General features: G+C 55.0%; 29 protein-coding genes and 2 pseudogenes. 18 read left to right on the top strand and 13 right to left on the bottom strand.

Annotated elements, in window-relative coordinates:
• Positions 1-30 precede the first annotated feature (30 nt).
• From EZJ17_RS06975 to EZJ17_RS06950, 6 genes and pseudogenes are all read left to right on the top strand, one after another.
• Positions 31-750: a DUF6796 family protein gene (locus EZJ17_RS06975; protein WP_067441269.1), complete on the top strand. Its 720-nt coding sequence runs from the start codon at positions 31-33 to the stop codon at positions 748-750.
• Complete coding sequence (locus tag EZJ17_RS06970) at positions 747-1,109, top strand: diacylglycerol kinase (protein WP_082886521.1); 363 nt, start codon at positions 747-749, stop codon at positions 1,107-1,109. Before EZJ17_RS06975 ends, EZJ17_RS06970 begins: the two co-directional genes overlap by 4 nt.
• A 167-nt stretch (positions 1,110-1,276) precedes the next feature.
• A complete protein-coding gene (locus EZJ17_RS06965; protein ID WP_067441263.1) occupies positions 1,277-1,480 on the top strand; it encodes a hypothetical protein in 204 nt (67 codons plus the stop codon).
• The gene (locus EZJ17_RS06960; RefSeq protein WP_167508177.1) at positions 1,435-1,698 is read left to right on the top strand and encodes a hypothetical protein; all 264 of its coding nucleotides are present in this window, start codon (positions 1,435-1,437) and stop codon (positions 1,696-1,698) included. The genes EZJ17_RS06965 and EZJ17_RS06960 overlap by 46 nt, the downstream gene beginning before the upstream one ends.
• A pseudogene (locus EZJ17_RS10955) lies at positions 1,695-1,976 on the top strand (DUF7710 domain-containing protein). The gene EZJ17_RS06960 and the pseudogene EZJ17_RS10955 overlap by 4 nt, the downstream one beginning before the upstream one ends.
• A gap of 80 nt (positions 1,977-2,056) precedes the next feature.
• Complete coding sequence (locus EZJ17_RS06950; RefSeq protein ID WP_067441257.1) at positions 2,057-2,662, top strand: L,D-transpeptidase family protein; 606 nt, start codon at positions 2,057-2,059, stop codon at positions 2,660-2,662.
• An 84-nt stretch (positions 2,663-2,746) separates the two neighbouring features.
• Here the strand turns inward: EZJ17_RS06950 and rsmI are convergent, their stop codons facing one another.
• Entirely contained in the window at positions 2,747-3,622 is an 876-nt protein-coding gene (gene rsmI, locus EZJ17_RS06945; RefSeq protein WP_067444017.1) for a 16S rRNA (cytidine(1402)-2'-O)-methyltransferase, read from the bottom strand.
• Between the two features lie 127 nt (positions 3,623-3,749).
• Between rsmI and EZJ17_RS06940 the strand changes: the two genes are divergently transcribed.
• The 5 genes from EZJ17_RS06940 (at position 3,750) to EZJ17_RS06920 (ending at position 6,608) form a co-directional block, all read left to right on the top strand.
• A complete protein-coding gene (locus EZJ17_RS06940; protein WP_067441253.1) occupies positions 3,750-4,097 on the top strand; it encodes a YraN family protein in 348 nt (115 codons plus the stop codon).
• A 347-nt stretch (positions 4,098-4,444) separates the two neighbouring features.
• On the top strand, positions 4,445-5,035 hold the full coding sequence (locus EZJ17_RS06935; protein ID WP_067441249.1) for a phosphoheptose isomerase: 591 nt from the start codon (positions 4,445-4,447) through the stop codon (positions 5,033-5,035).
• 37 nt (positions 5,036-5,072) lie between these two features.
• Entirely contained in the window at positions 5,073-5,681 is a 609-nt protein-coding gene (locus tag EZJ17_RS06930; RefSeq protein WP_067441247.1) for a BON domain-containing protein, read from the top strand.
• A 32-nt stretch (positions 5,682-5,713) separates the two neighbouring features.
• The gene (locus EZJ17_RS06925; protein ID WP_067441245.1) at positions 5,714-6,199 is read left to right on the top strand and encodes a hypothetical protein; all 486 of its coding nucleotides are present in this window, start codon (positions 5,714-5,716) and stop codon (positions 6,197-6,199) included.
• Between the two features lie 214 nt (positions 6,200-6,413).
• Complete coding sequence (locus tag EZJ17_RS06920) at positions 6,414-6,608, top strand: DUF1737 domain-containing protein (protein WP_067441242.1); 195 nt, start codon at positions 6,414-6,416, stop codon at positions 6,606-6,608.
• Positions 6,609-6,675: 67 nt separating this feature from the next.
• Here EZJ17_RS06920 and EZJ17_RS06915 read toward each other — a convergent pair whose 3' ends face one another.
• From EZJ17_RS06915 to gatC, 12 genes and pseudogenes are all read right to left on the bottom strand, one after another.
• Positions 6,676-7,131, bottom strand: a complete 456-nt coding sequence (locus EZJ17_RS06915; protein ID WP_067441239.1) for an SH2 domain-containing protein — start codon at positions 7,129-7,131, stop codon at positions 6,676-6,678.
• Positions 7,132-7,366: 235 nt separating this feature from the next.
• The gene (gene holA / locus EZJ17_RS06910) at positions 7,367-8,374 is read right to left on the bottom strand and encodes a DNA polymerase III subunit delta (RefSeq protein WP_067441230.1); all 1,008 of its coding nucleotides are present in this window, start codon (positions 8,372-8,374) and stop codon (positions 7,367-7,369) included.
• Positions 8,374-8,850 carry an LPS-assembly lipoprotein LptE gene (locus EZJ17_RS06905; protein ID WP_067441227.1) on the bottom strand — a complete coding sequence of 159 codons (477 nt, stop codon included), beginning with the start codon at positions 8,848-8,850 and terminating at the stop codon, positions 8,374-8,376. Before EZJ17_RS06905 ends, holA begins: the two co-directional genes overlap by 1 nt.
• A gap of 246 nt (positions 8,851-9,096) precedes the next feature.
• A complete protein-coding gene (locus tag EZJ17_RS06900) occupies positions 9,097-9,528 on the bottom strand; it encodes a hypothetical protein (RefSeq protein ID WP_067441224.1) in 432 nt (143 codons plus the stop codon).
• 201 nt (positions 9,529-9,729) lie between these two features.
• Positions 9,730-11,160, bottom strand: a complete 1,431-nt coding sequence (gene gatB, locus EZJ17_RS06895; protein WP_067441222.1) for an Asp-tRNA(Asn)/Glu-tRNA(Gln) amidotransferase subunit GatB — start codon at positions 11,158-11,160, stop codon at positions 9,730-9,732.
• Between the two features lie 105 nt (positions 11,161-11,265).
• Entirely contained in the window at positions 11,266-11,886 is a 621-nt protein-coding gene (locus tag EZJ17_RS06890; RefSeq protein WP_067441219.1) for a trimeric intracellular cation channel family protein, read from the bottom strand.
• 131 nt (positions 11,887-12,017) lie between these two features.
• Positions 12,018-13,400 carry a DEAD/DEAH box helicase gene (locus tag EZJ17_RS06885; RefSeq protein ID WP_231868133.1) on the bottom strand — a complete coding sequence of 461 codons (1,383 nt, stop codon included), beginning with the start codon at positions 13,398-13,400 and terminating at the stop codon, positions 12,018-12,020.
• 228 nt (positions 13,401-13,628) lie between these two features.
• Positions 13,629-13,919: pseudogene (locus tag EZJ17_RS10640) on the bottom strand (NERD domain-containing protein); the annotation flags it as partial.
• A gap of 111 nt (positions 13,920-14,030) precedes the next feature.
• Positions 14,031-15,479: an Asp-tRNA(Asn)/Glu-tRNA(Gln) amidotransferase subunit GatA gene (gene gatA / locus EZJ17_RS06880; protein ID WP_067441215.1), complete on the bottom strand. Its 1,449-nt coding sequence runs from the start codon at positions 15,477-15,479 to the stop codon at positions 14,031-14,033.
• A 78-nt stretch (positions 15,480-15,557) separates the two neighbouring features.
• A complete protein-coding gene (locus EZJ17_RS06875; protein WP_067444014.1) occupies positions 15,558-16,136 on the bottom strand; it encodes a DUF4303 domain-containing protein in 579 nt (192 codons plus the stop codon).
• A gap of 66 nt (positions 16,137-16,202) precedes the next feature.
• Positions 16,203-16,709: a hypothetical protein gene (locus EZJ17_RS06870; protein WP_067441213.1), complete on the bottom strand. Its 507-nt coding sequence runs from the start codon at positions 16,707-16,709 to the stop codon at positions 16,203-16,205.
• Positions 16,710-17,022: 313 nt separating this feature from the next.
• The gene (gene gatC, locus EZJ17_RS06865) at positions 17,023-17,313 is read right to left on the bottom strand and encodes an Asp-tRNA(Asn)/Glu-tRNA(Gln) amidotransferase subunit GatC (protein WP_067444010.1); all 291 of its coding nucleotides are present in this window, start codon (positions 17,311-17,313) and stop codon (positions 17,023-17,025) included.
• Between the two features lie 214 nt (positions 17,314-17,527).
• Between gatC and EZJ17_RS06860 the strand changes: the two genes are divergently transcribed.
• The 7 genes from EZJ17_RS06860 to EZJ17_RS06830 all read left to right on the top strand — a co-directional run bounded on the left by EZJ17_RS06860 (position 17,528) and on the right by EZJ17_RS06830 (position 24,700).
• Positions 17,528-18,568, top strand: a complete 1,041-nt coding sequence (locus tag EZJ17_RS06860; RefSeq protein WP_067441210.1) for a rod shape-determining protein — start codon at positions 17,528-17,530, stop codon at positions 18,566-18,568.
• A 120-nt stretch (positions 18,569-18,688) separates the two neighbouring features.
• The gene (gene mreC, locus EZJ17_RS06855) at positions 18,689-19,576 is read left to right on the top strand and encodes a rod shape-determining protein MreC (protein ID WP_067441209.1); all 888 of its coding nucleotides are present in this window, start codon (positions 18,689-18,691) and stop codon (positions 19,574-19,576) included.
• A gap of 2 nt (positions 19,577-19,578) precedes the next feature.
• A complete protein-coding gene (mreD, locus tag EZJ17_RS06850) occupies positions 19,579-20,082 on the top strand; it encodes a rod shape-determining protein MreD (protein WP_067441206.1) in 504 nt (167 codons plus the stop codon).
• Positions 20,079-22,127 carry a penicillin-binding protein 2 gene (mrdA, locus tag EZJ17_RS06845; RefSeq protein ID WP_151086338.1) on the top strand — a complete coding sequence of 683 codons (2,049 nt, stop codon included), beginning with the start codon at positions 20,079-20,081 and terminating at the stop codon, positions 22,125-22,127. Before mreD ends, mrdA begins: the two co-directional genes overlap by 4 nt.
• A gap of 1 nt (position 22,128) precedes the next feature.
• Positions 22,129-23,241, top strand: coding sequence for a rod shape-determining protein RodA (gene rodA / locus EZJ17_RS06840; protein ID WP_067441203.1), 1,113 nt, complete (start codon positions 22,129-22,131; stop codon positions 23,239-23,241).
• Between the two features lie 262 nt (positions 23,242-23,503).
• The gene (locus EZJ17_RS06835; protein ID WP_151086337.1) at positions 23,504-24,034 is read left to right on the top strand and encodes a cysteine hydrolase family protein; all 531 of its coding nucleotides are present in this window, start codon (positions 23,504-23,506) and stop codon (positions 24,032-24,034) included.
• Positions 24,035-24,052: 18 nt separating this feature from the next.
• Positions 24,053-24,700, top strand: a complete 648-nt coding sequence (locus tag EZJ17_RS06830; RefSeq protein WP_231868045.1) for a MarC family protein — start codon at positions 24,053-24,055, stop codon at positions 24,698-24,700.
• Positions 24,701-24,823 lie beyond the last annotated feature (123 nt).

The following is a 24,823-nucleotide window of genomic DNA, read 5'->3' as shown; positions in this document are numbered from 1 at the left end:
GTAGCTTTTAGTTCATTCGGAGTACACAAAATGACCAAATCACACACATTATTGTTGCCCGGCCTGTTGGCTGCGCTGTGTTGGACAGTGGCGGATATGCTGCTGGTGGGCTTTGTGCAGTCGCCAGAGCAGTATCCGCTGTTTTCGCACACACTGGCCGCAGGCCTGGGCGACGATGTGGATTTGGCAGTGCTGATGCTGGCCGGATCGCCACATCGGCTGTTTTGGGGCGTGTTGCCCGCCACTTTCAGCCTGCCATTTTATTTGGCTTCGGCTTTCGGTGTGCGCCGTTTGCTGCGCGGCAGGGCGGCAGGTGCGGTGTTGTGCCTGCTCTCGGCAGGCTATGCACTCTCGCCCTTGGGGCATGCGGGCTTTTATTATATGGGCATCAGCGCGCAAACCCTGCTGCATAGCCCGCCTGAAGCCTATCTGCTGCTACTGGCGCAATTTCGGGCGTTTCATGCCATGCTGACGGTGCATTGGTTTGCCTCGGCGGGGCTGCTGGCCGCGGGCTGGCTGGTGCTGCTGGTGCAAACCGTGCGCGGGCAAACCGCCTTGCCGCGTGCCTCGGTATGGGCAAACCCCTTGCCGGTGGGCGCTGCGGTGGCGGGCGTGTGCAGCCTGTTTCCACAATCTGCCGCAGCGGCCTGCATCGGCGGGGCAACGTTCAATATCGCCCAGGCGGTGTTTTTCGCCTCCGCTTGGTATTGCCTTTATTCCAACCGCCAACATCAAAAGGAGCATCGATGAAACCCGGCAAACGCGGCCTCGCGCGCCTTATCGCCGCCGCCCAATATTCCTGCGACGGCCTCGCCGCCGCCTACCGCAACGAAGCCGCCTTCCGCCAGCTGGTGTGGCTGCACGCCGTGCTGCTGCCCTTGGCATTCTGCTTCGATTTCGATACGCCCGTGCGCATGCTGCTGGTGGGCGCATCGCTGCTCTCGCTGATTGTGGAACTGTTCAACACCGCCATCGAAGCCGTGGTAGACAGGATTTCCACAGAGCTGCACCCGCTCTCCAAAATCGCCAAAGATGCCGGCTCCGCCGCGCAGCTGGTAGCACTGCTGCTCGTTAGCGTTTTTTGGCTGATGGCCTTCAACACCCTGTAGTCCAATCTCATTTAATAGAAAGGAAAGCATATGAAACTGAAGCAAATCGTTATCCTCTCCGGCCTGCTTTTGGCCGCGGCCGCCTAGGCAGAAGTACGTGCCAGCCTCGTGGCAGAAAGCATGGTGGGTGGAGGCTACCTGAAACCACAACTACCTGATTCAAAATCATGAAAGACAACTTCCAACTCCTCGACGACACCCGGCATATGTTGCAATGGTTTGCCGACGAACCCTGTGCAGAAATCCGCAGCAGCATCGAAAGCATCTTGCACGAACAAATAGCCGACAGCCGCCTGCTCGATTTTGCCGTGACCTCTCCGCCCGATTGGCTCACCGTTGGTGCCGCTCCGAAAGCCATCCCGAAACCATAGCTGTAAACCGCACCGCCGTGGCCTTTGAGTTTTGCCTGCATGTGTCCGGTGCCGGCCACACCCATGAGCTCCAAGGCGTGTATAGCTGGGCAGCCTGGCATCTGGACGGCAGCGGCGAAGCAAACCAGCAAGTCTGGTTCGATATAGGCGGCACACTGGCCGAATTCGGCAAAGACGGCGCGCTGTTCGAGCGGCTGAACCAAGGGGCAGCGGCATGAGCCGGGCGGATAATCGGATTTGGGTGTTCCAGGGCAGCGGCAGCCGGAATGTGTCGGCCTGTTTTTCCGGTAAAGAAAACGCAGAGCGCTGGATTCGGTAACACGCCCTCAGCGGCCTGCTCACCGCCTATCCGATTGATCAGCCGGTGTATGATTGGGCAGTGCAAAGCCAAATCATCCTCCCCACCAAAGACGAGCAACAAACCGCCCAATTCATCCAAAATCTCAGCAGCGCCCATCTGGAGCACTACCACTACGAAGCGGTCAGAGAAGCCTAAAGGCTACCTGAAAACCGAATCTTCAATTCAGTGGAAACGAGCCACGCGAGTTGCGACGAAGCTCGGATAGATGCCAACCCATGAATAAAAAACCGCTACTTGCCCTATTCGGCACCATTCTTCTGCTGCTCGGCGGCGGCTATGTTTTTCTACGGCACAGCAGCAACCCACCCGGCAGCCTGCCCAACATCAGCAACAGCGCCGGCCTCAGCCCCAGGCAGCAAAGCCTATTGCAACAGCCCGCCCTGCCGCCGGGCAGCGAAATTGCCAAACTCGTTGTGCGCAAAGCCGAGCGTGAAATGGATGCCTACGACGCGCAAGGCAATCTGCTGAAAACCTATCCCATCGCACTCGGCTTTAGCCCGGTTGGCCACAAACAATTTGAAGGCGACGGCAAAACCCCTGAAGGCCGCTACACCATCAACGACCGCAATCCCTACAGCAGCCACCATAAAAATCTCGGCGTTTCCTACCCCAATGCTGCCGACCGCGCCCATGCCGCCGCACAAGGCAAAAGCCCCGGCGGTGACATCAAAATCCACGGCCTGCGCAACGGCCTAGGCCTTATCGGCGCGCAACACCTGCGCCGCGATTGGACCCACGGCTGCATTGCTGTAACCGATGGCGAAATCGACGAACTTTACGCCCACGTCAAACCGCAGGCTGAAATTGAGATTTTGCCTTAGCGGGCAGGGTAGTCCGGCATGGCAAAAGGCTACCTGAAAACGGTAAATCGTTTTCAGGTAGCCTTTTATGTGGTTCAGTTGTTTCTATTCCCGCTTCTGTGCCACTGCCCATTCATACAGCGCCTTCTTATTCGCCCCGCTGATTTCCGCAGCCAGCGCGGCGGCTTTTTTCGGCGGTAGTTCGGCGGCGAGCAGGCTCATGATGTGCCGTGCCTGATCGTTTAGTTCGTTGGCAGCGGCGGCTTCGGGCGGGTGCAGCACCAGCACCATCTCGCCGCGCGTCTGGTTGGCATCGGCACGCACGGCAGCCAGCACTTCGGCCACGCTGCCGCTGATAAAGGTTTCAAACGTTTTGCTGATTTCGCGTGCCAGCACCAAATGCCGGTTGGGCAGGATTTCGGCCATTTGGGCGAGTGCCGCCTCGATGCGGTGCGGCGTTTCAAACATCGCCACGGCATAGGGCACTTCGCGCCAACGCTCAAACCATTGCGCCCGCTCGCCCGCTTTGGGCGGCAGAAAGCCGGCAAAATAAAAATCCGACTGCGTTACCCCGGCCACGCTCAAAGCCGCCATCACTGCGCTGGCTCCGGCCACCGGCACTACCTTAAAACCGGCTGCCCGCACGCCTGCGGCCAGCCGTGCCCCGGGGTCGCACACTGCCGGCGTGCCCGCATCCGATATCTGCGCCACCACCTGCCCGGCAGCGAGCGCGGCGGTGATGGTGTCGGTCATTTGCCGCTCGTTGTGTTCACGCACGCTCACGAGTTTGGCACGGATGCCGTAGGCCGAGAGCAGCTGCTGGCTCACGCGCGTGTCTTCTGCGCACACCAAGTCTGCCCGTTGCAACACCGCCAGTGCGCGCAGCGTGATATCGGCCAGGTTGCCGATGGGCGTTGCCACCACATACAACGTTTGCGGCTCAATTTGCGAGGTCGCTTTATCCAATATTTTTTGCCACATGGTCTTCGGGTATGATTGCATTTGGAATACTGCAAACTATAGCAAATTAAATTAGCTTTCGATACAGGGCGGGACAAGGCTGTAGCGGAAGTTAAGTTGATTTGCCGTATCGCACGAAAGGAAACCGATGCGCCTCAATCATGCCGCCGGCCAAGCTGCCGAAGATACCGCCGCAGGCTACCTGAAAAAACAGGGTTGCCGCATCCTCGCGCGCAACTGGCATTGCCGCTATGGCGAAATCGATATCATTGCCGAGCAGGGCGGGGTGTATTTGTTTGTAGAAGTGCGGCAGCGGTGCAGCCAAAGCTTCGGCGGCGCGGCAGCGAGCATCACCCCGGCCAAACTGGCCAAACTCAGCCGCAGCGCTGAAAGCTGGCTCCAGCAAAATGCGCCGAATAAACCCTGCCGTATCGATGCTATATTGATTGAAGGCAACCAGCTGCCGCAGTGGGTGCAGAATATCGGCGGGTATTGAAGCGGCAGTCGGTGCTGGCGCAAGGCTACTTGAAAGAGGGTTGGATTTTTTTGCTTTGCAGAAACTTGCGTTACTGGTTTTCAGGCAGCCTTTGGCGTTTGCAGTGAGGTTGGTATTGACCACACCGGCAAGCCTAAACGGTGCTTTGCTCGCCCGAGGTGGTAAAGGCCACCTGAAAATGCGGATGTGTTTTGTGCTTGACAGCAACTGGCACTGCTTGTTTTAGCCGTGTTGCAGGCGATGTTTCAGGTAGCCTTTACCCGCTTGCCCGTTGCCAGCAATTGTTCAAACCACCATATGCCGCTACAATAGCCGACGTTTTCATTTTTTATTTTCAGGTAGACTTTATGAACCCAGCCGCCCAACGCGTATTGCAGCATTTTCAGGAAAGCATTGCCGCCAAACAGCAGTGTGCCGAACAATTGGCCGAGCCGACGGCGCGGGCGGCAGCGTTGCTATTGGATTCACTGATGGCCGACGGCAAGATTTTGGTGTGCGGCAACGGCGGTTCGGCAGCGGATGCGCAGCATTTTGCCGCTGAGCTCACCGGCCGTTTTGAAAAAGAACGTATGCCGCTGGGCGCCATCGCGCTCACCACCGATACTTCCGCGCTCACCGCCATCGGCAACGATTATGCCTTCGAGCAGATTTTTGCCCGCCAAGTGTCTGCACTCGGCCGCCCGGGCGATGTGCTGGTGGCGATTTCCACTTCTGGCAATTCCGGTAATGTACTCGCTGCCATTGACGCCGCCCGCGAGCAGGGTATGAACGTGGTGGCGCTCACCGGGCGCGACGGCGGCAAAATCGCCGGTGTGCTGGCAGAAGGCGATGTGCTGCTCAACGTGCCACATAAGCGCACGGCGCGGATTCAAGAAATCCATATCCTGCTGATTCACGCCCTGTGCGATCAAATCGATACCGCTTTGTTTGAAGAATAAACGCTTCCCCCATTTCCGCCCAAAAGGATAATAAACCATGAAAAAAAGTTTCCGCCTCCTGTTGCTGTGCCTGCTGCCGCTGCCGCTTTCCGGCTGTGTTACCGCGCTGGTGGGCGCGGGCGCATTCGGCGTGATGTCGGCCACCGACCGCCGCAGTACCGGCGCGCAGGCCGATGACCAAGTGATGGAAGTGCGCATCCAAAACACGGCGCTCACCCATCTGCGCAGCAACAACACTACGCAGGGCTTTGAGCCGAAGCTTTCCGTGGTGAGCTTCAACCGCCAGGTGCTGTTGATGGGCTTGGTGGCCAGTGAGGCCGATAAGGCATTTGTGGAGCGCGTGGCTCGCGCCCAGCCCAATGCCGAGAAGATTTACAACTATATTCAGGTAGCCACCAGCGCACGCGGCTTCGGCGAGGTAAGCAACGATTCGTGGGTTACTTCCAAAGTACGCACCACTTTGCTCGGCACCAAGGGCGTGTCGGCCAACCATGTGAAAGTGGTAACGTATAACGGCGTTACTTATGTGATGGGCATCCTCACACCCGAAGAGCAGGCGCTGGTGAGCAACACCGTGAGTACCACCGCCGGTGTGCAGCAAGTGGTTACGCTGTATGAAACCTTCGTGCCCAGCAATGTGCGCTAAACACGCTTATCTTTGAATTGTAAGGAAAGTTCATGACCGGCAAAGAAATGCCTTCTTCTCCCAAAAAGCCGCAGCGCAGCACGTTTAGCCGCATTGTGTGGATAGCGTTTATTGTGGCCTTTATCGTGGTGTTTGCGCTGGTGGCCATGGCTTGGCTTACGATACAAAAATCTGATTTCGGGCCAAGCGCCGGCGATGCTTCCGCACCGCAGCAGGGCGTGGAAATTTGGCAGCCCAGCGGCGCATCAGCCGCGGCCGGCCAAACCTACAGCCTGCCACCGGCTGCCGATATGAATGCCGCTTCCCAGGCATCCGAGCCGGCACAAGAGCGCCCCGCCGCGTCGCGCCGCGCTACACCGGCCACCCCTGCTGAGGAAGAAGTGCCGATTCAGCCGGTTGCCCCGCAGCAGGAAACCGAAATCCGACCGATTGAGGTGCCGGTGAAACCTGTGCCGCAACCCCAGCCGCGCCAGCCTGGAGGCGATGGCGGTGGCAATCCGGTGGATAGCCTGTTTTAAAACGGAGGCTACCTGTAAAGCGCAGTGTAGCGAAGTTTTAGGCAGCCTGTTTGTGGTTATGGTTGCAGCAATGTTTCATGGCCGGCTATTGCTATAGTTACACGTATTTCTTCCTACTGCGTTGGCTTGTTTTGCCGTATTGCGTTGTACTGTCTGCGGCTTACTGCTTGGTATGAGAAAATGTGCTTCAGCTATAGTTAAGAGGAGAGAGATAGTGAAAGTTTACCGCTTGCTTACCGGCACAGACGATTCCGTGTTCTGCCGCCGCGTAACCGAAGCCCTGCAACAAGGTTGGGAGCTGCACGGCAGCCCGACCTTGGCGCACACCGACAACGGCGTGCGCGTGGGGCAGGCGATTGTGAAAGAAGTGGCGCAATACGACCCGAATAAGCCGTTGAGCGAATATTGATATGTAGCAAATAGTAAAGGCTACCTGAAAACTTTTCAGGTAGCCTTTATGGTGTCTGGGCGCGCAATCAATTGCTCTGCACTTGAACCCGGCTCGGAAACTTCGCGGCCACTTGGGTGATGATGCTGTGTGTGCGGGTGCCGCGTTCAACCACCTGTTTTAGCCGCGCTTCGTCCAGCCCCTGTTTTTCCACTTCTTGCAGCACTCTGTGGTATTCGCTAAAGGCACTGGTGCATTCGGCAAGCAGGGCATCATCAGGAATCGAGTGGCAGCCGCCTCGGTCGGAATTGGCCATAAAACCAGCACTATACCGCACCGGCATCATCACAGTTTCGGGCACACTGCCGAAATCGGTGCGTTCGTTTAGGTGGGTGAGGAAGCGGTTTTCATTGTTGATGAACACATTGTAGTGTTCTACAAACTCTTTCAGCTTCACGGTTTTAACAGCATCGTAGCCGCGCCAGCCTAGAAGGACGATGGCAAGGGCGCCGCCGATGAGGATTTTCTTGGTTTTAGGGGACATGGTTTCTTCTTGGTTTGCTTGAAAAAAGTCATGATTAGATTGCTATATTGTTGGCGGGTATTTTCAGGTAGCCTCTACAGTGTGCGGGAGGCTGCCTGAAAATATAGTCGCCCTAGGGGGGAACGATACGGTCTTGGTTCGCCTTGCTGTATCGTTCTTATTGTCTGCGACTTGCCGCTTTGTTTCAATCCCTATTGGAAGCAATATATATTATGCTGGATTGCACCGATACCCATTATCCGGCCAAACCCACCAGCAGCTGCCGGATGGCGGGCCAGGCTTCGCCGGTTTCTGCGCCTTTGATGATGCGGTCGATGCGGGCACATTCTTGCAGGGCGGCGATGAGGCGCGGAGTGGCGATGCGGCGCACAGCTAGGGGGGCAAGTTGCTGTTTGCTGCCCCACAGGCGCAGGCTGTTGCGCACTTGGGCTACGGTTTGCCCTTGTTTGAGGGCGGCGGTGAGGCGGATGAGGGTGCGGATGTCGTCGGCCAGCATCCACAGCAGCATCACGGGTTCTTCGCCGTCGGCTTCTAGGCCTTCGAGCAGGCGCACCACGCGGGCGGGCTCGCCACTCATCCAGGCAGCGGCAAGCTGGAATACGTCGAAGCGCGCTACGTCGGCCACTGCAGCTTCGGTTTCGGCAATGCCCAATTCGTGGCCGGCAGGGTGGAGCAGGGCGAGTTTGTCGATTTCCTGCTTGGCGGCCAAGAGGTTGCCTTCCACGCGCTCGGCAAACAGGGCCAGCGCTTCGTTGCCGATGGATAAATGATGCTGCGCGAGGCGGCTGCGTATCCAGCCGGGCAGGGCTTGGGCATCAACGGCTTTGGCTTCGACCACGGTGCCGCTGCGGCTGAGGGCGGCAAACCATTTGGCTTGGGTTTGGGCGCGCTCGAGCTTGGGCAGGAGGATAACGGTTACGGTGTCAGGCGGGAGGTTGGCGGCCAGTTGTTCGAGAGCTTCGCCGCCGGCTTTGCCGGGCTTGCCGCCGGGCAGGTGGATTTCGAGCAGTTTGAGTTCGGCAAACAGGCCGATGCTGTTGGCGGAGGCGAGGAGGTCTTGCCAGTCGGCGGTGGTGTCGGGGGTGTGGTTTTCGCGGTTCAGGTAGCCCTGCTTTTTGGCGGCGGCGCGGATGGCATCTAAGGCTTCTATCCGCAGCAGGGCTTCTTCGCCGTGCAGCACATACAGCGCTTGCAGGGGCTGTTTGAGCTGCGGCAGCAGGCGTTCGGTGTTGATGGCGGCCATTATTCGGCTTTCAGGTAGCCCAGTCGGCGCACGAGCTGGCGGGCAGCATCCACGCGCATGTCGGCCCAGAGTTGGGCTTCTTCTTCTTGCTTACCGAGGATTTCGCTGTCGCTGTAGTCCAGTGTGCGGTATACGGTAATCATCATCGGCTCGCCCAGGGCTTTTTCGCCGCGCCAAGCTTGGGCGGATACTTTGAGCTCCAGCTGGTATTCGGTTACTGTGCCGGAGAGGTTGAGGGTTTGGATGTTTTTATTGGTTTGGATATCGGTTACTTTGACGATGGCATCGGCAAAGGCGCTGTCGAGCTTGGCATGGCGGCGCAGCAGTTCGATTTCGATGTTTTGCTGCAATTCGCGCCCTTGTACGGCCCAGGTTTGGTAGGGCAGGGGCGGGTTGAGTGCGGGGTCACTGCCGGCTAGGCGGAAGCCGCAGGCGGCCAGCAACAGCAAAAGGGGCAGCATCAGATATTTTTTCATGGTGTTTCCTTGACTTGCGTCGTAAGAGACGGCGGCTTGGGGGCGTATTCTAGCGGATTGTGGATGGGGGAGGCTACCTGAAAACGGATAGGTGTTTTCAGGTAGCTTTTCAGTATGGACTCAGGCTATACATGACATGGTTTCCCGTGCGTACAAAATCAGTAGTCAGGTCAATCAGTTCTGCCCGGTATTGGTTTCGGTACGGGCAATATTGGGCAAGAATCTCTGAGCTTATTGATATGCGCATCAGCGGGTACGGTTTGCACCCAGCGCATAAGTTTGTCCGTTGCGCCAGGCAAACCACCAATACAGGCGCATGTTCGGGTTATCGGGCTTGCTCATGCGGCAAAACGCAAATGCTTGATTGTGGATGCACACCATCGGCATAACTCGGAGTTCAGACGGCAGCAAGGCTTTCCATTCGCGCACTTTCTGCACGGAAGAAGTCTGCAAACGGCATTCGCCTGAGCCTTGGCACACCGGTGCCCATGGGCTGTTGCCGTTTTTCCCGTCCATCATCCATTGCGTGCCGCGCTGGTAATAGCGCATCTGCACCTGCGTGGGGTGCTGGTTCTTATCCAGTAGCACGTATTCGCCGGCATCCGATGCATCCAAACCAGCTGCCCATGCACTGCCGACCAACGCCAGCCATAAAACTATGATTTTGGTAATTTTCATAAAGATCTCCAAAGATAAAACCGTTGCCTATTCCTGCTTAAGCGCGGGTTGATTGGGAAAACAGTGCAGCTTGTTTTCTAGCAGGCGAAAGCAATCTGCACCTTATTATTCACACAGTGTATGTATAGTCGGGCAAACTTTCAGACAGTGTGATCAGGCTACCTGAAAGCTGATTCTCGAACTTTTCAGGTAGCCTGTGCCTTACGCCAACTTCGCTCTAACCAACTCCTGCACCTGCGCGGGATTCGCTTTGCCTTTGCTGGCCTTCATCACTTGTCCCACAATCGCATTCAAGGCTTTTTCGTTGCCGGATTTGAATTGCTCTACGGCTTTGGCATTGTTTGCCAGCACTTCGTCCACCATGGCTTCAATCGCGCCGGTATCGGTCATCTGTTGTAAGCCGTGTTTTTCAATGATTTCAGCGATGGTGGCTTCGGGCTCGGCCCACATGGCTTCAAAGGCTTTTTTCGCTAACTTGCTGCTTAAAGTGCCGTCGGCGATTTTGCCCACCAGTGCGGCGAGGCGCGGGGCGGTAATCGGGCTGTCGGCAAGCTCCATGCCTTCTTTGTTCAGCGTGGCGGCGAGTTCGCCGTTCATCCAGTTGGCAGTTAGCTTGCCTTGTCCGCTCTCTTTGGCGGCTTCTTCAAAATAGGCAGCCTGTATGCGGCTGGCGGTGAGCAGACGCGCGTCGTAGTCGGACACGCCGTAATCAGCCACGAAACGTGCCGCCATTTCTTTCGGCAGTTCGGGCATTTTTTCTTTGGCTTTTTGCAACTGGTCGTCTGAAATGATGACGGGCAGCAAATCAGGGTCGGGGAAGTAGCGGTAGTCATGTGCGTCTTCTTTCAAACGCATCACGCGGGTTTCGCCTTTTTCCGGATCGAACAGCATGGTTGCCTGCTGTACTTTGCCGCCGTCTTCCAAAATCTCGATTTGCGCTTCCACTTCGTAATTAATCGCCTGCTCTAAGAAACGGAAGGAATTGAGGTTTTTAATCTCGCGGCGCGTGCCGAATTCCGCTTGACCTTTCGGACGCACGGATACGTTGGCATCGACGCGGAACGAGCCTTCCGCCATATTGCCGTCGCAGATGTCCAGCCAGGTTACCAAGCTGTGTAAGGCTTTGGCGTAGGCAACGGCTTCGGCGGCGGAACGCATTTCGGGTTCGGATACGACTTCCAACAGCGGCGTGCCAGCACGGTTCAAGTCAATACCGGTCGCGCCGTTCAAGCCCTCGTGCACGGATTTGCCCGCATCTTCTTCCATGTGCGCGCGGGTTACGTTGATGGTTTTCACATCGTCGCCGACTACGATTTCCAATTTGCCGTGTTCGACAATCGGCAAATCCAACTGGCTGATTTGATAGCCTTTTGGCAAATCAGGATAGAAGTAGTTTTTACGGTCGAACACGTTTTTCTGATTGATTTTTGCATCCAAAGCCAAGCCCAATTTGATGGCTTTTTCAACGACTTCCCGGTTCATTATCGGCAGTACGCCCGGCAGCGCGCATTCCACCACGCTGGCGTGTGCATTGGGTTCCGCACCGAACGCAGTCGATGCGCCGCTGAAAATTTTGGATTTTGTGTTGAGTTGGACGTGGATTTCCAGTCCGATTACGGTTTCCCAGGTCATAAGGGGTCTTTCTGTTGAAGAAGGGTTAATCGGTTTGTAAGGGTTTCCGGTTGGGCAGAGGCTACCTGAAAACCTAGATTCTATCTTTCAAACGGCCTTTTGCCGCTATTTTCTACGCGGCTGGAAGCCGGGAAGCTGCCAGTGGAAGCGGTAGGCAGCCAACCGCAGAAACAGGCCGGAGGCAAACAGCAGATGCAGGGTAAAGGCGTTTATCCAGCCGAACCGCGCGAGGAAATACATCAGCCCGCCGATGAAGATGGCAACGCTGCCGTAGAGGTCAGCACGCAATACGATGGGCACGTCGTTCACCAAAATATCGCGGGCAATGCCGCCGCCCACGGCGGTTACAAAGGAGAGCACGATCACGCCGAACAGGTTTAATTGCAGGCCGATGCCGATTTGCGCACCGGTGATGCTGAAGGCGGCCAGGCCGATGGCATCGGCAATCAGGAAGGCGGCGGCAAGATGGGTGCGGCGGTAGCGCTGCACGCGCAGCAGCCAGGCGATAGCGAGGGTGGCGAATACCACAATCAGCGCGTCGGTGTGCCGGAACACCTGCGGCACATGTCCTACCAGCGCATCGCGCATCATGCCGCCGCCCACGGCGGTGAGCAAGGCGGTGATGACCACGCCGAGCACATCAAGCCGCTTGCTGTAGCCGACGAGGTAGCCGGACACGGTGAAGGCGGCAGTGCCGATGATTTGGATGAAGTCGGTGGTGGTCATGGTTTCAGGTAGCCTTGCAGGCAGTGTTAGGTGGTTAAATAGGTTTTCAGACGGCCTTAGAGGCTACCTGAAAAGTTTCATGGGTTGGGCATTCATGCTTGTTAGTAACCTTAAACTGCTTTCAGGTAGCCTTAATCTGCATTGTTGCCGTTTAACTGCTTGAACTGCCGATAACTGTCGAGCAGGCGGCTTTGGTAGAGGCCGCTGCCGGAAAGGGTAATCATCAGGTAGCTTTGGGCGCGGGTCATGGCAACGTAGAGCAGGCGCGTGTTGTCGGCTTCCTGGTTTGCGTCTTTATGCTTCAAGGTACAGATGCCCATAAGCATCACGCGCTGGAATTCGAGGCCTTTGCTGCTGTGCATAGTAAAGACGGCAACAGCGTTGTCGTGCGGATTGTAGGCCTTTTTGCTACCGCCGTAATGCAGGGAGTGGCGGATACCTTTTTGTTTCAACAGTTTGGCAACGTCGTTGCATTGTTCTTTGTTGTAGCAAATGACGGCGATGTCTTGCGGCGGAATGCGGTCTTTGAGCCATTTGTCGAGGCAGCGGGCAAGGTAGTCGAGCTCGCCCTGCCAGTCGGAGCATTCTTTGATATAGGGCGAAATGCCGTTTACGCCTGCGGCTTCGGGCTCGACCAGCGGTACGCCGTCCTCGCCGCTTTCGTGCGGCTGCATTTTGTTTTGGGCAAACAGGTAGGCGAAGCCGATGATTTCTTTGGTGTTGCGGTAGTTCAGGCGCAGGATGGTGGTGCGGCCTTGGGCTTTGATGCCGACGCTGGATAGGGTAAAGCCCAAGCCTGCGCCACTTTTTTTGTAGATGGCCTGAGCATCGTCGTAGAGCAGCAGCAAATGGCCGTTCTCGGCATCAAGCATATGCACGCTCAGGCGCAGCCAGTCGGCTTCGAAATCGTGCCCTTCATCAATCAGCACCGCGCCGTAGCGGCCGCCGGGCAGTGTGCCGTCGTGCATGGCTTGCAGCACGGTCAGCGGGGCGTGTTCGTAACCGGGCAGATGGCGGTAGCGCTCGGGCGTCTCCAACCCGTATGCCTTTTGCAGTTTGCCGCACCATTGGTGGAAGCTGCACACCTCCACTTTTTCCGCCAAGCCTTTGTCGGCCACGGCGGTACGTAATTTATCGGCTAATACGCGGTTGTAGCACAGCACCAAAACGGGTTTGTCGGACTGTTCGGCCAGGTATTGGCAGCGCATCAGCAAAATCAGGGTTTTGCCGCTGCCTGCCACGCCGTGGATGACGCGGTGGCCGCCGCCGATGCTGCGGGCAAGCTGTTCCTGCTGAATATCCATGATTTTGATGATGTCGGGCACGGCGATGGGCTGCGGCACAGAGTCGGCAGGCTGGGGAGTGGACTGCTTTTCCGTTTTGTCGTCGGCATGGTCGGCCGTAAACAGTTCTTGCTGTTGTGGAATGCGAATACGGATTTCGGGGAATAGGCAATAACGGATACGGTCTATTTGTGCAGTATCCAGCGAACAGGGAAATGAATGGGTAAACATCTTTTCCAAGCGGCTATAAACGCGCTCGGAAGATTTTTCTTGTAAACTTTCTTTATACCAAGTCTGTTTGATAGGGAATAGTTGCTTGAATACGGCATTGCCGGCTGCTTCATCTAATTTTTTGATTTCAGCATGTGCTAGATGGGTAAACACTACTCCGTGTGCATAGGGAAATATTAGAGCTCCTTGATATGCTCCGCTTTTTTGTAGCAGATATTTATCTTGTTTCAGTAGGTTGGCAGTGTATTGTATATAACCTCGTGCCTGTTCTAATGGGTGTTTTTGCATAATGCTTTGCCCATCTACCATCAGTTCACATTTTTGCGGATTAAAATAGTTGAGCGATTTTAACTTCCAATCTTTCACTTCCAAACACAGTAATCCCAGCTTCGGCAACAGAATCAGAAAGTCTGCATGCAAACGTTTGTCTCCAACCGGAATATTGCACCAAACAATACTATCTTCTGGCAAATGCTGATTCAAAAATTTTGCTACACTACGCTCACCTACCGTATCCATCCGTTGTATAGCTTCATTTAGGCTGGGAACAAACTGAGCCATGTTTCTTAATCTCCAAGAACTTTATTCTTATTTTCAGGTAGCCTCAAAACAGAGGCTACCTGAAAACTTTCACGCCGGCGCTTTCGTATGCCAATCACTCGCCAGCTGTACTTGATGCGCTGCGCCAAGGATTTTGGCTTCGGAGAAGTGGTTGCCGATAAATTGTACGCCGATGGGCAGTCCGCTGCTGCTGAAACCTGCGGGCAGGGTTAGAGCGGGCAAGCCAGCTAAATTCACAGCGATGGTGTAGATGTCGGAAAGGTACATCTGCACGGGGTCGTGGATGTCGCTGCCGAGTTTGGGGGCGGCGGTGGGCGCAGTCGGGGCGAGGATGAAGTCACATTGCGCGAAGGCCGTCTGAAAATCGTTGGCAACGAGGCGGCGCAGTTTTTGGGCTTTCAGGTAATAGGCGTCGTAGTAGCCGTGCGACAACACATAAGTGCCAATCATGATGCGGCGTTTGACTTCGCTGCCGAAACCTTCGGCGCGGGTGTTGCTGTACATTTCTTCTAGGTCGCTGAATTGGGCGGCGCGGTGCCCGTAGCGCACGCCGTCGTAGCGGGAAAGGTTGGTGCTGGCTTCAGCGGAAGCGAGGACGTAGTAAGCGGGGATGGACAGGGCGGTTTGCGGCAGGGAAACTTCAATGGTTTCCGCGCCTTGCGCTTTTAAAAGGTTGATGACGTTTTGCAAAGCAGCCTGCACATCGGCATCCGCGCCTTCGCCGAAATATTCTTTAGGCAGGCCGATTTTCATGCCTTTGAGCGGTTTGTCCAAATCGCGGGTATAGTCTTCTTTGTTGCGTTCCAAGCTGGTGGAATCGCGCTCGTCGAAGCTCGCCATCGCATTGAGCAAAATCGCGCAGTCTTCGGCAGTTTGCGCCATCGGACCGGCTTGGTCGAAACTGGACGCGTAGGCAACCATGCCGAAGCGGGAAACCGTGCCGTAGGTAGGTTTAATGCCGGTGATGCCGCAGTGTGAGGCAGGCTGGCGGATAGAGCCGCCGGTGTCCGAACCGAGTGCGACAGGAGCAAGACGTGCTGCAACAACGGCTGCGGAACCGCCGGACGAACCGCCTGGGACGTGTTCGGGATTCCACGGATTTTTGGTTGCGCCGTAGAACGAGGTTTCATTGGTCGAACCCATAGCGAATTCGTCCATGTTGGTACGGCCGAGCGTTACCATGCCTTCGTCGAGCAGATTTTGGACGACGGTGGCAGTGTAGGGGGAGACGAAGTTGTCCAGCATTTTGGAGCTGCACGCACTGCGCCAACCTGTTTGACAGAAAATGTCTTTGTAGGCGATGGGTACGCCGGTAAGTGCGGTGGCGTTGCCTTCTGCGATACGCGCATCGGCAGCACGGGCTTCGGCGAGGGTTTTGTCATGGTCGAGGGTGATGTAGCCGTTGATTGCCGGGTTCTGCGCGGTAATAGCGGCAAGATATTCGGTGGCCAGTTCGACGGCGGAGATTTGTTTGGATTGCAGCAGTTGGCTGGCTTGTTTGAGGGTGTATTGGGTCATGAGGGTCTTTCGGTTGAAAATAATTGGAATTTTAAAGGGTTAATGGAGCAGGCTGCTTTTTGAGGCCGTCTGAAAATATCAACCTATCAATTTTTGGTAAGTATCCGGTTGGTTGAGCTGCGTGGCGGAACGGTACAGCAGCGATTGTTCGTCATTTTCATCATAATCATCAATATAAAACGCAAACAGCAATATACCGTTTTCAGCACGATTGCCGAACAGGCCTTCTTGGTCGCATTGTTGCAGTGCGGCTATCAGGGCTGTTTCGTATTCGGTGCGTTTTTGCTGATAGATGTCGTCATCATCTAGATTTTCTATGCTGCGGTATGCAACTTGGTAGAGCTCGCTTTGGTTTTCCAGCCAGTTATCTGAAGCATTCTGGATTTCGGTTTTGCCTTCATAAAGTGTGCATCTGCCATCCCAAATCACCTGCAGGATGGTGCAGTTTTTGTACTCTTTCCTATACTTGGCAGCAAAGGCAGCTAAATCCTGATGGGTAATCGCGGCGTTGCCAGCGGCAAAAAAGTCGTCCACCAAATAGAAATAATACGCGGCAATTTCTTTGCCTGCCTGCTCAGCCTGCTGCTTGAGGCGGCTGAAACATTGGCGGATGTGGCTAACGGCGGCGGCGTGTAGGTGTTGTTGCTCGGATGGCATGGGGTTCTTTGGTTTTTCAGGTAGCCTTTGCTGCTTTGAGGCTACCTGAAAATATTGCGGGCAGGTTTATTTGGCTGCACTAACGTGGCCGCACACGGCTTGTACCATTTTGGCGGTGTGCTGGTCTTCGCCGCCCACGGCGTTGAGTTCATTGACAGTTTCTTCGCTCAGTTCGGCAGGCTTGGCATAGGGGTGGGTATCTTTTAAGCCGTTTAGGCTGCCGTTGGAGTTAAACAGGGCCAGTGCGCTCATCACGGATTGGTGTTTGCCGCTGCCGCAGAATACCCAGTCGGATACCAGCATATAGGGCTCAGCGCCAGTGCGTTGCGAGCGGTGGCGGGATACGACGGAATACCAGCCACCGCCGAGGGCTTGGATGGTGTCGGGATAAAGATAGGCAGTGTAGGCGCCGTCGCCGTCGCTTTGGTAGTTGTAGAGGAGCACGTCTTCGCCGAGCTTGGTTTGCGCTATGGCGGCAGCTTTAGGGTTGGCTTCACGTTCGGCCGGGCTGGCTCCGGCGTGGGCAGTGGCGGCGAGAATGCCCAAGAGGGCGGTGAGGAAGAGTTTTCTCATGATGTTTGCTCCGTGGGGGGGTGCTTCAGGTAGCTTGAGGCCTTTGCTAGAGTTGCCGAATTAAGAATGCAGTTTAGGGCATTTCACTAAGCATCTTACTTTATCCCACTGCGGCGTTAGTTTACCTTGTCGTACTAACGTTGTGCTGTCTGTGACTCGTTGCTTTGTAAAGGAAAAGAATTTGTTTGGCTGTCGCAGCATAGCGAGCGCAGACATGCCATTAGGTAGGTGAGCGATCTGGCACAACGTTCCAAATATGCTGCTGGTGGTAGTTTTGTAAAGGACTCAGCCTGAGAAAAAACTACCTGAAAGTTTATTCCTCAATTACTTGCGGCACGATATACAGGCGGTTGCGCACTTCGGGGGCAACGGCTTGGTATTCGGCGGTGTGGTCGGCTTCGGTGATTTGGTCGGCACGCAGGCGCAGGGCGAGTTCGTGCGGGTGGGTCATCGGTTCGATGCCGTCGGTGTTCACGCTCTGCATCTGCTCTACCATGGCGAAAATGCCGTTGAGTTCGTCGAGGGTGGTGGTTTTCTCAGCTTCAGTTAGGCTCAAACGCGAGAGGCGGGCGATTTTTTCAACGTCGGAAAGTGTAAGCGACATAAAAATTCCTTAAATTATGTTTAGCAAACAGCCCAATCTCAGGTATCATTACGCGTTTCTTTTGAGACTGGCTTGCAAAGTTAGAATTATAGCCTAAAAGCCTGCCTCTCGGCACGGCATAAGAATAAGGTTGCGCAAAGCAGCGCCGGTCTCTCCATAGGCTTGGTTTCTTTAAAGTATTCATCAGTATTCAAACGCTAGGATTTAAAGCAAAATGTTCCGCTTTCTCACCCGATATTTCTCTAATGATCTGGCCATCGATTTAGGTACGGCCAACACTCTGATTTACATCAAAGGCCGCGGTATCGTTTTGGACGAACCTTCGGTGGTGGCTCTCCCCAACGACATGAGCAACAATAAGAATGCCACGGTGGCGGTGGGTGCGGAAGCCAAGCGTATGCTGGGGCGTACGCCAGGCGGCATTCAGGCGGTGCGCCCGATGAAGGATGGGGTGATTGCCGACTTTAATGTTACCGAGAAAATGCTCAAGCACTTTATCCGCAAGGTGAACAACAGTCGCTTTGCTGCCGCTCCGCGCATTGTGATTTGCGTGCCCTGCGGCTCAACCCAGGTGGAACGCAAGGCGATTCACGATTCGGCGCAACAGGCTGGTGCGGCCTCTGTGAATCTGATTGAAGAGCCAATGGCAGCAGCCATCGGTGCAGGCTTGCCGATTGAAGAACCGACTGGCTCCATGGTAGTGGACATCGGTGGTGGTACGACCGAAGTTGGCATCATCTCTTTGTCTGGTGTGGTGTATTCCCATTCTGTGCGTGTGGCAGGTGATGCGTTTGATGAAGCCATTATCAATTATGTACGCCGCAATTACGGCATGCTGATTGGTGAAGCCACCGCTGAAGAAATCAAAAAAACCATTGGCACGGCCTTCCCGGGCAATGCCGTGCGCGAAATCGAAGCCAAAGGACGCAATCTGGCCGAAGGTATCCCACGTGCTTTCACTATCAGTTCCAATGAGGTGCTGGAAGCCTTGGCTGAGCCGTTAAACCAAATCGTGCAGGCTGTGAAAAACGCATTGGAGCAGACTCCGCCGGAATTGGGCGCAGATATTGCTGACCGTGGCCTAGTGCTCACCGGTGGCGGTGCACTGCTCAACGGTTTGGATCGTTTGCTGGCTGAGGAAACTGGCCTGCCGGTGAGCATTGCCGAGGACCCGCTTACCTGCGTGGTGCGTGGCTCCGGCAAGGCGCTGGATTTAATCGGCAAGATGAACTCTGTGTTTGTGCCCAATCCTTGATTTATCCTGGCATCCCATGTGCTGCAAAATCGGAGCGGGATGCCACTTAGTTTGTTTTGTGTCAGACCTGCCTGCGCGGTGTCTTCGGTTTCCAGGTAACCTGCCTGTTATTCTCCCTTTATGTCGCAAGAAATCAATTTTGTCAGCCCGATTATCAGCTCTGCCGGCAAGCTGGTGTTGCTGGGGATTGCCTCAATGGCATTGATGGTACTGGACAACCGTTATGCGGCATTGCGGCAGGCTAAATCTTATGTAGCGACCGGGCTTTATCCCTTGCAGTGGGTGGCACGCCAGCCGGCAGAATGGGTGAGTGGCGGCATGGCATTTATGCGCGACAAACAGCAGCTACTCGCCGAAAACACACGCCTGAAAGAAGAAAATGCCCGTCTGAATATGCAGTTGCAGCTGCAAGCGCCGACGGCGCGCGAATTGAGTGAGCTGAAAACACTGAATCGTTTGCAGTCGCTGCTTGCGCCCAAGGCAGTGCTGGCGGAAATCGTATCTAATGGCCGTATCCCGCGAGCCGATCGTCTGTTGATTACTAAAGGCAGTAACAGCGGGATTCAGGTGGGTGATCCGGTGAGTGACGAAAAAGGCTTAATTGGCCAGGTAACCACCGTACAGCCGGCCACAGCGGAGGTGGCGCTGATTAACAACCGCCAGTCGGTGATTCCGGCGATGGTGGCTGAAACCGGCGTACGCACACTGGTGTACGGGCGCGGTGAAACGCTGGATTTGCGTTATTTTCCAGTGTCGGCCGAATTGAAAGAGGGCGATTTGCTGGTTACTTCTGGTATTGACAGTATCTACCCAGCCGGCATTCCGATTGCCAAAGTGGCACATGCTGACCGCAATTCCGGTACGCCGTATTACCGTACTGTGCTGACGCCGTCAGCCAGTCTGAGCAGCAGCAGCTATGTGCTGGTGATTCCTCAGAAGCCGCAAGTGTCTGCAAGGCTACCTGAAGCCGCTTCCGAGCCGCTAACCGAACAAGATACGCAGGAATAAGCATGTCTCCGATCTCCCCGCTTAAAGAATCCACACCCAAACGCTGGGTGGCATTCAGCTTTTTGCTGGCGTTGCTCTTCGATTTCGTCCCAGTGCCCCCGCCCTGGGTGTTTCCTTTGCCTGATTTCACATTGATAATGCTGGCTTATTGGCTGCTGCACCGGCCGCGGCTTATCGGTATCGGTGTGGCGTTCTGTCTTGGCTTGCTAGTGGATATCGGCACCAATTCACTGCTGGGGCAGCACGGCTTGGCTTATAGTGTGGCCGCATTTTTGATTGAACGCAACCGGCGGCAGGTTGTGCTCAATTCCTTCGGCTGGCAGGCTGTAGCAGTGGCGGGTGCAGTGTTGGTTAGCCAGCTGGTGGTTTTCCTGGTCAGCCTGTTTCAGCAGCAGCCGTTTCCTCTGTGGCGGTTGTGGCTGCCTTCGCTCCTCACTGGCCTGTTGTGGCCGCAGTTGAATAACATGATGCTCGCCATCGACCACTACCGCCGTTCCCGTAAATGAAGTCGCGCCGCCATTACACGCCCGCTAAAGCGCCGTCCCGTAGCCGGCAGAAGGATTATCTGCTGCGCTTGATGGTGGCATTTGCTATAATTTTAATATTCTTCAGCGTGCTGGTATGGCAGTTTGTGCGGCTTCAGGTGGCCAGGTACGATGAATTTGTGGACAAGGCCGTTGCCAACCGTATCTCCCTTATCCCTACCCCGCCGATTCGCGGTGAAATCACCGATGTGAACGGCGTGGTACTGGCTCACAATTATCCAGCCTATTCACTGGAAGTCATCCCCAACGAATTGGAGATGAAAGTTGAGGATTTGATACCGGTTTTGCGCCCGTATGTGGAAATCAGCGAGGCCGATGTGAAGCGCTTCCAGCGTTTCCGTGCCGAATCCCGCTCCTACGAACGCATCCCCCTGAAATTGAAACTGAGCACCGAAGAAGCCGCTCGGTTGGCAGCGGTGCTGTTCCGCTTCAAAGGTGTGGAAGTGAATGCACGCACTTTTCGCGAATATCCCTACGGTGGGCTCACTACTCACATCATCGGCTACATCGGCCGCATCAGCGACAAAGACCGTGACCAGTTGGAAAGCGAAGACCGCTACGAGCTTTATCGCGGCACCACCCACATCGGCAAAATGGGTTTGGAGAACTATTACGAGCAGCAGCTGCATGGCGTGCCCGGTTATCAGGAAGTGGAAAAAGATGCGCAGGGCAATATAGTGCGTACCTTGAAAACCGCACCAGCCGCGAGCGGGCAGACCCTGCGCCTGTCGCTCGACATCCGCATGCAGCAGAAAGCTAGTGAACTGTTGGGCAACCGGCGCGGCGCAGTGGTGGCTATCGATCCGCAAACAGGCGGTGTGCTGGTTTTGGTATCGAAGCCGACTTACGATGCCAACCTGTTCATTGACGGCATCGACAGCGATACATGGAAAAGCCTGAACGACGATTGGCAACGTCCGCTCATCAACCGCGTTACCCAAGGTCTGTATCCGCCCGGTTCCACTTTTAAGCCGTTTATGGGCATGGCTGCGTTGCAAAGCGGGCAGATTACGCCCAACACTGTGCTGCCTGCGCCCGGCGCGTGGAGCATTCCCGGCAGCCGCCACCAGTTCCGTGATTCGGTGCGCAGCGGGCACGGTTCAGCCAATCTGGGTAAGGCCATCCAAGTGTCATCCGACACCTTTTTCTACCGCCTAGGCTACGAAATGGGCATAGAAAAAGCTTATCCCTATTTGGAGCACTTCGGCTTTGGCCAGCAAACTGGCATTGATTTGCCTAATGAATACAAAGGAATATTGCCTAGCCCCGAGTGGAAAGCGCGCCGTTTTGCCAATTCGCGCAACGAATCTGCCCGCCAGTGGCGCGCCGCTGATATGGTTACTATCAGCATCGGGCAGGGCTATAACGCTTACACGCCGCTACAGATGGCGCACGCCACCGCCATACTGGCTAACAACGGCGTGAGGTATCGCCCGCACTTGGTACGCGAGCTCACTGACCACCAAAAGCAAACTCGCATTTTAGTCGGTACTCAGCCCAGTGCCACCCTACCGTTCAAGCCGGAATATTTCACTTTTGTGAAGCAAAGCATGGAGCGCGTGTTGCGCCCGGGCGGCACGGCTTGGCGCATGGGCGTGGGGCTGAAATACAGCATGGGAGGCAAAACCGGCACAGCGCAGGTGGTGCAGATTCGGCAGGGTGCATCGTATAACGCGGCCGCGCTGGCCGAACGCCACCGTGACCATGCCTGGTTTATTGCCTTTGCGCCGGCACAGAATCCAAAAATCGCCATCGCTGTGCTGCTAGAAAACGGTGGCTGGGGTGCGAATGCCGCGCCGGTGGCGCGCCAGTTGGCCGATTTTTACCTGATGCAACTACAGGGCGAAAACGGTAAAAACCTGCCGCTGCCCAAGCTTGCTGTACCGAGAGATGGTGCGATGAGGCAGGTAGAGTATCCGCTGATTAACGTCCAAGCGGTACGCACCCTGTCTGCCTATCGGGCGGTTTCAGGTAGCTTGCCAGCTGCCACATCCGAGGTCCGATAATATGCAGCACCCGTCTAAACACGCTATCCGCCGCTACTGGCGGAAAATTTGGGATCCGATGGACATGTGGCTGTTTTACAGCATGCTGGCCATCTATGTGATGAGCCTATTTTTGCTGTATTCGGCCGACGGCCAGAACATCGGCCAGCTGGAAAACAAAACCCTGCACACGATAGTGGGCTTTGTACTGCTGTGGTGCATTGCCCGTACTCAGCCGCAGGTGCTGAGCAACTTCGCCATCGTGCTGTATGGGGTGAGCCTGCTGATGTTGGTGGGGGTGCACTTTTTCGGTGTGATTGTGAATGGTTCGCAACGATGGTTGAATTTGGGCATCATCCGTTTGCAACCCTCAGAGTTGATGAAAATTGCGCTGCCAATGACGGTGGCGTGGTATCTGCAAAAACACGAAACGGAGCTGGGCTGGCAGCATTACTTGGCTGCATTGGTGCTGATAGTTGCACCGGGCTTCTTGATTTTGAGGCAGCCTGATTTGGGTACGGCTGTGTTGATTATGGCGTCCGGGCTGTTTGTGATATTTTTTGCGGGGCTGCCGTGGAGGGTGATTGCGGTGGCCGTGGTCGGCTTTTTTGCTTCGCTGCCTCTGTTGTGGCAATACGGTATGCATGACTACCAGCGCACCCGCGTGCTGACCCTGCTCGATCCGACTAAAGACCCACTCGGCGCGGGCTACCATATTTTGCAGTCAATGACTGCTATCGGCTCCGGCGGCGTGTGGGGTAAGGGCTGGCTCAATGGCACACAGACGCATCTTGACTATATCCCGGAGTCCACCACGGATTTCATCTTCGCTGTGTATGGTGAAGAGTTCGGTCTTATTGGCAATCTCCTGCTGCTATCGGTGTATACCATCATGTTGGGGCGTGGTCTCTATATTGCTGCCAAAGCCCCTACGCTCTATAGCCGCACCTTGGCCGGTGCACTCACTATGACGCTGTTTTGTTATGTGTTTGTGAATATGGGCATGGTGAGCGGTATCCTGCCGGTAGTGGGTGTGCCGCTGCCATTGGTGAGTTACGGCGGCACGGCCACGCTTTCTATCATGATCATTGTTGCTATGTTGATGGGCATCAGTAATCAGCAGAGCAAGATGTAGGGCGGTGGAGGCTACCTGAAATTTCAGGTAGCCTTTGTTGCGGATTGTATGTTTGCTGGCAGAAGTAATGATATATGTGTTGAATCTGCAATACATTTGACATAGTGTGGTGTCTGGTAATGGCAAAGGTTGCATTGCCTGTATAGAATAGTGGCAGTTCTCCGGCCAATGCTGGGGGTATTCTACTCAGATCAGAAAACGGGTATTTTAAGCTTTATTGCGGCGAGTATTTTCAGGTAGTATTAGCCACGGAAAGAGCATAATGAAGAAAATGGTTTTGTTGGTTATAGACACCCAGCAGGCATTGCTGGATATGGGAGCTTATCGCTGGGTGGAAATGTTGGATGCCATCAGCCGAATGTTGCTTGCTGCCCGTACGCATGGGCGCGAAGTCATCTATGTGCGGCATAACGAGGCGGATTCGCCCTTTGCGCCAAACTCGCCCGGTTGGCAGATTGCTGCCGCCGTTGCGCCGCAGGCCGGTGAGAAAGTAGTGGATAAATGGTATAGCAGCGCTTTTCGCGGTACGGATTTGCTGGATTACCTGCGTGGCAACGGAGTTGAGCGCTTAGTGGTGGTTGGTATGATGACTGAATACTGTGTGGAAACTACTGTGCGGGCTGCCAGCGATTTGGGCTTTGAAGTGATTTTGCCAGAAGGTGCCAACAGCACGCTGGATAATGGCCGCTGGTCGGCTAAAGAGCTGTATGAGCATCATAATTTCGATATTATGCGTGGGCGCTTCGCAGCCATGCCGAGCGTAGATGAAGCCGTGGCGCTGTTATCTGACTGATTTGATGTTTTGAGAGAAATGATGATTACTCATATCCTGTATTTGTTCACTGGCCTGATTGCTCTAAATAATCCATTGATTGCACTTGGATATTTTGTTGATAAGACAGTGGATTTTACTTTGAAGGAGCAGCGTAAAACCGCGCGCCTGGTAGCGATTAGCGCCTTTGTCTGTATGGTGGTGGCCGGGGTAATTGGTACGCCGTTGTTGAAAGTTCTAGGCATCGGCATTCCAGCCTTCCAGATTGCTGGAGGCATTTTAGTATTTGTGATTGCCATGAACATGATGGGAGGCGAGGATAATCCGGTGAAACCTAGTTTAAATAAGGAGCATTTAAGCCTGCCGCCGGAGAAACAATTTACCTTTGCCGTGGTGCCGATGGCTACACCGATTATCGTTGGTCCGGGCGGATTTTCTATCATTATCATTTATAGCAGTCATGTGGAAACGTGGGTGGGTGCACTACAACTTCTGGCCGCCTGTTTTATGGTGGGGGTAACCTGTTATTTGATTTTGGCCTGTTCGGCCAGACTGAGCAAAATACTTGGCAGTGTTGGCATCAAGATCATCAACCGCGTGTCTGGCCTGCTGCTGGCAGCAATTGCGGTGGAGATTGTATTGGCTGGTTTGCGAGGCTTATTCCCGGCTTTGAAAATAACGGGTTAAGTTTGAGTATAAAAAGGAAGTGATGAAGGGCGGGGGCGTACCCGCCCTTTTGTTTGTATCTCAACTTTCACTTTGCCATCTTGCATCAATATTTTTTAGTGATTACATGATATGTTGTATCTA

This window comes from Eikenella exigua (assembly GCF_008805035.1).
GTDB classification, from domain to species: Bacteria; Pseudomonadota; Gammaproteobacteria; order Burkholderiales; family Neisseriaceae; genus Eikenella; species Eikenella exigua.
This window is presented reverse-complemented; position numbering and strand designations above follow the sequence as displayed.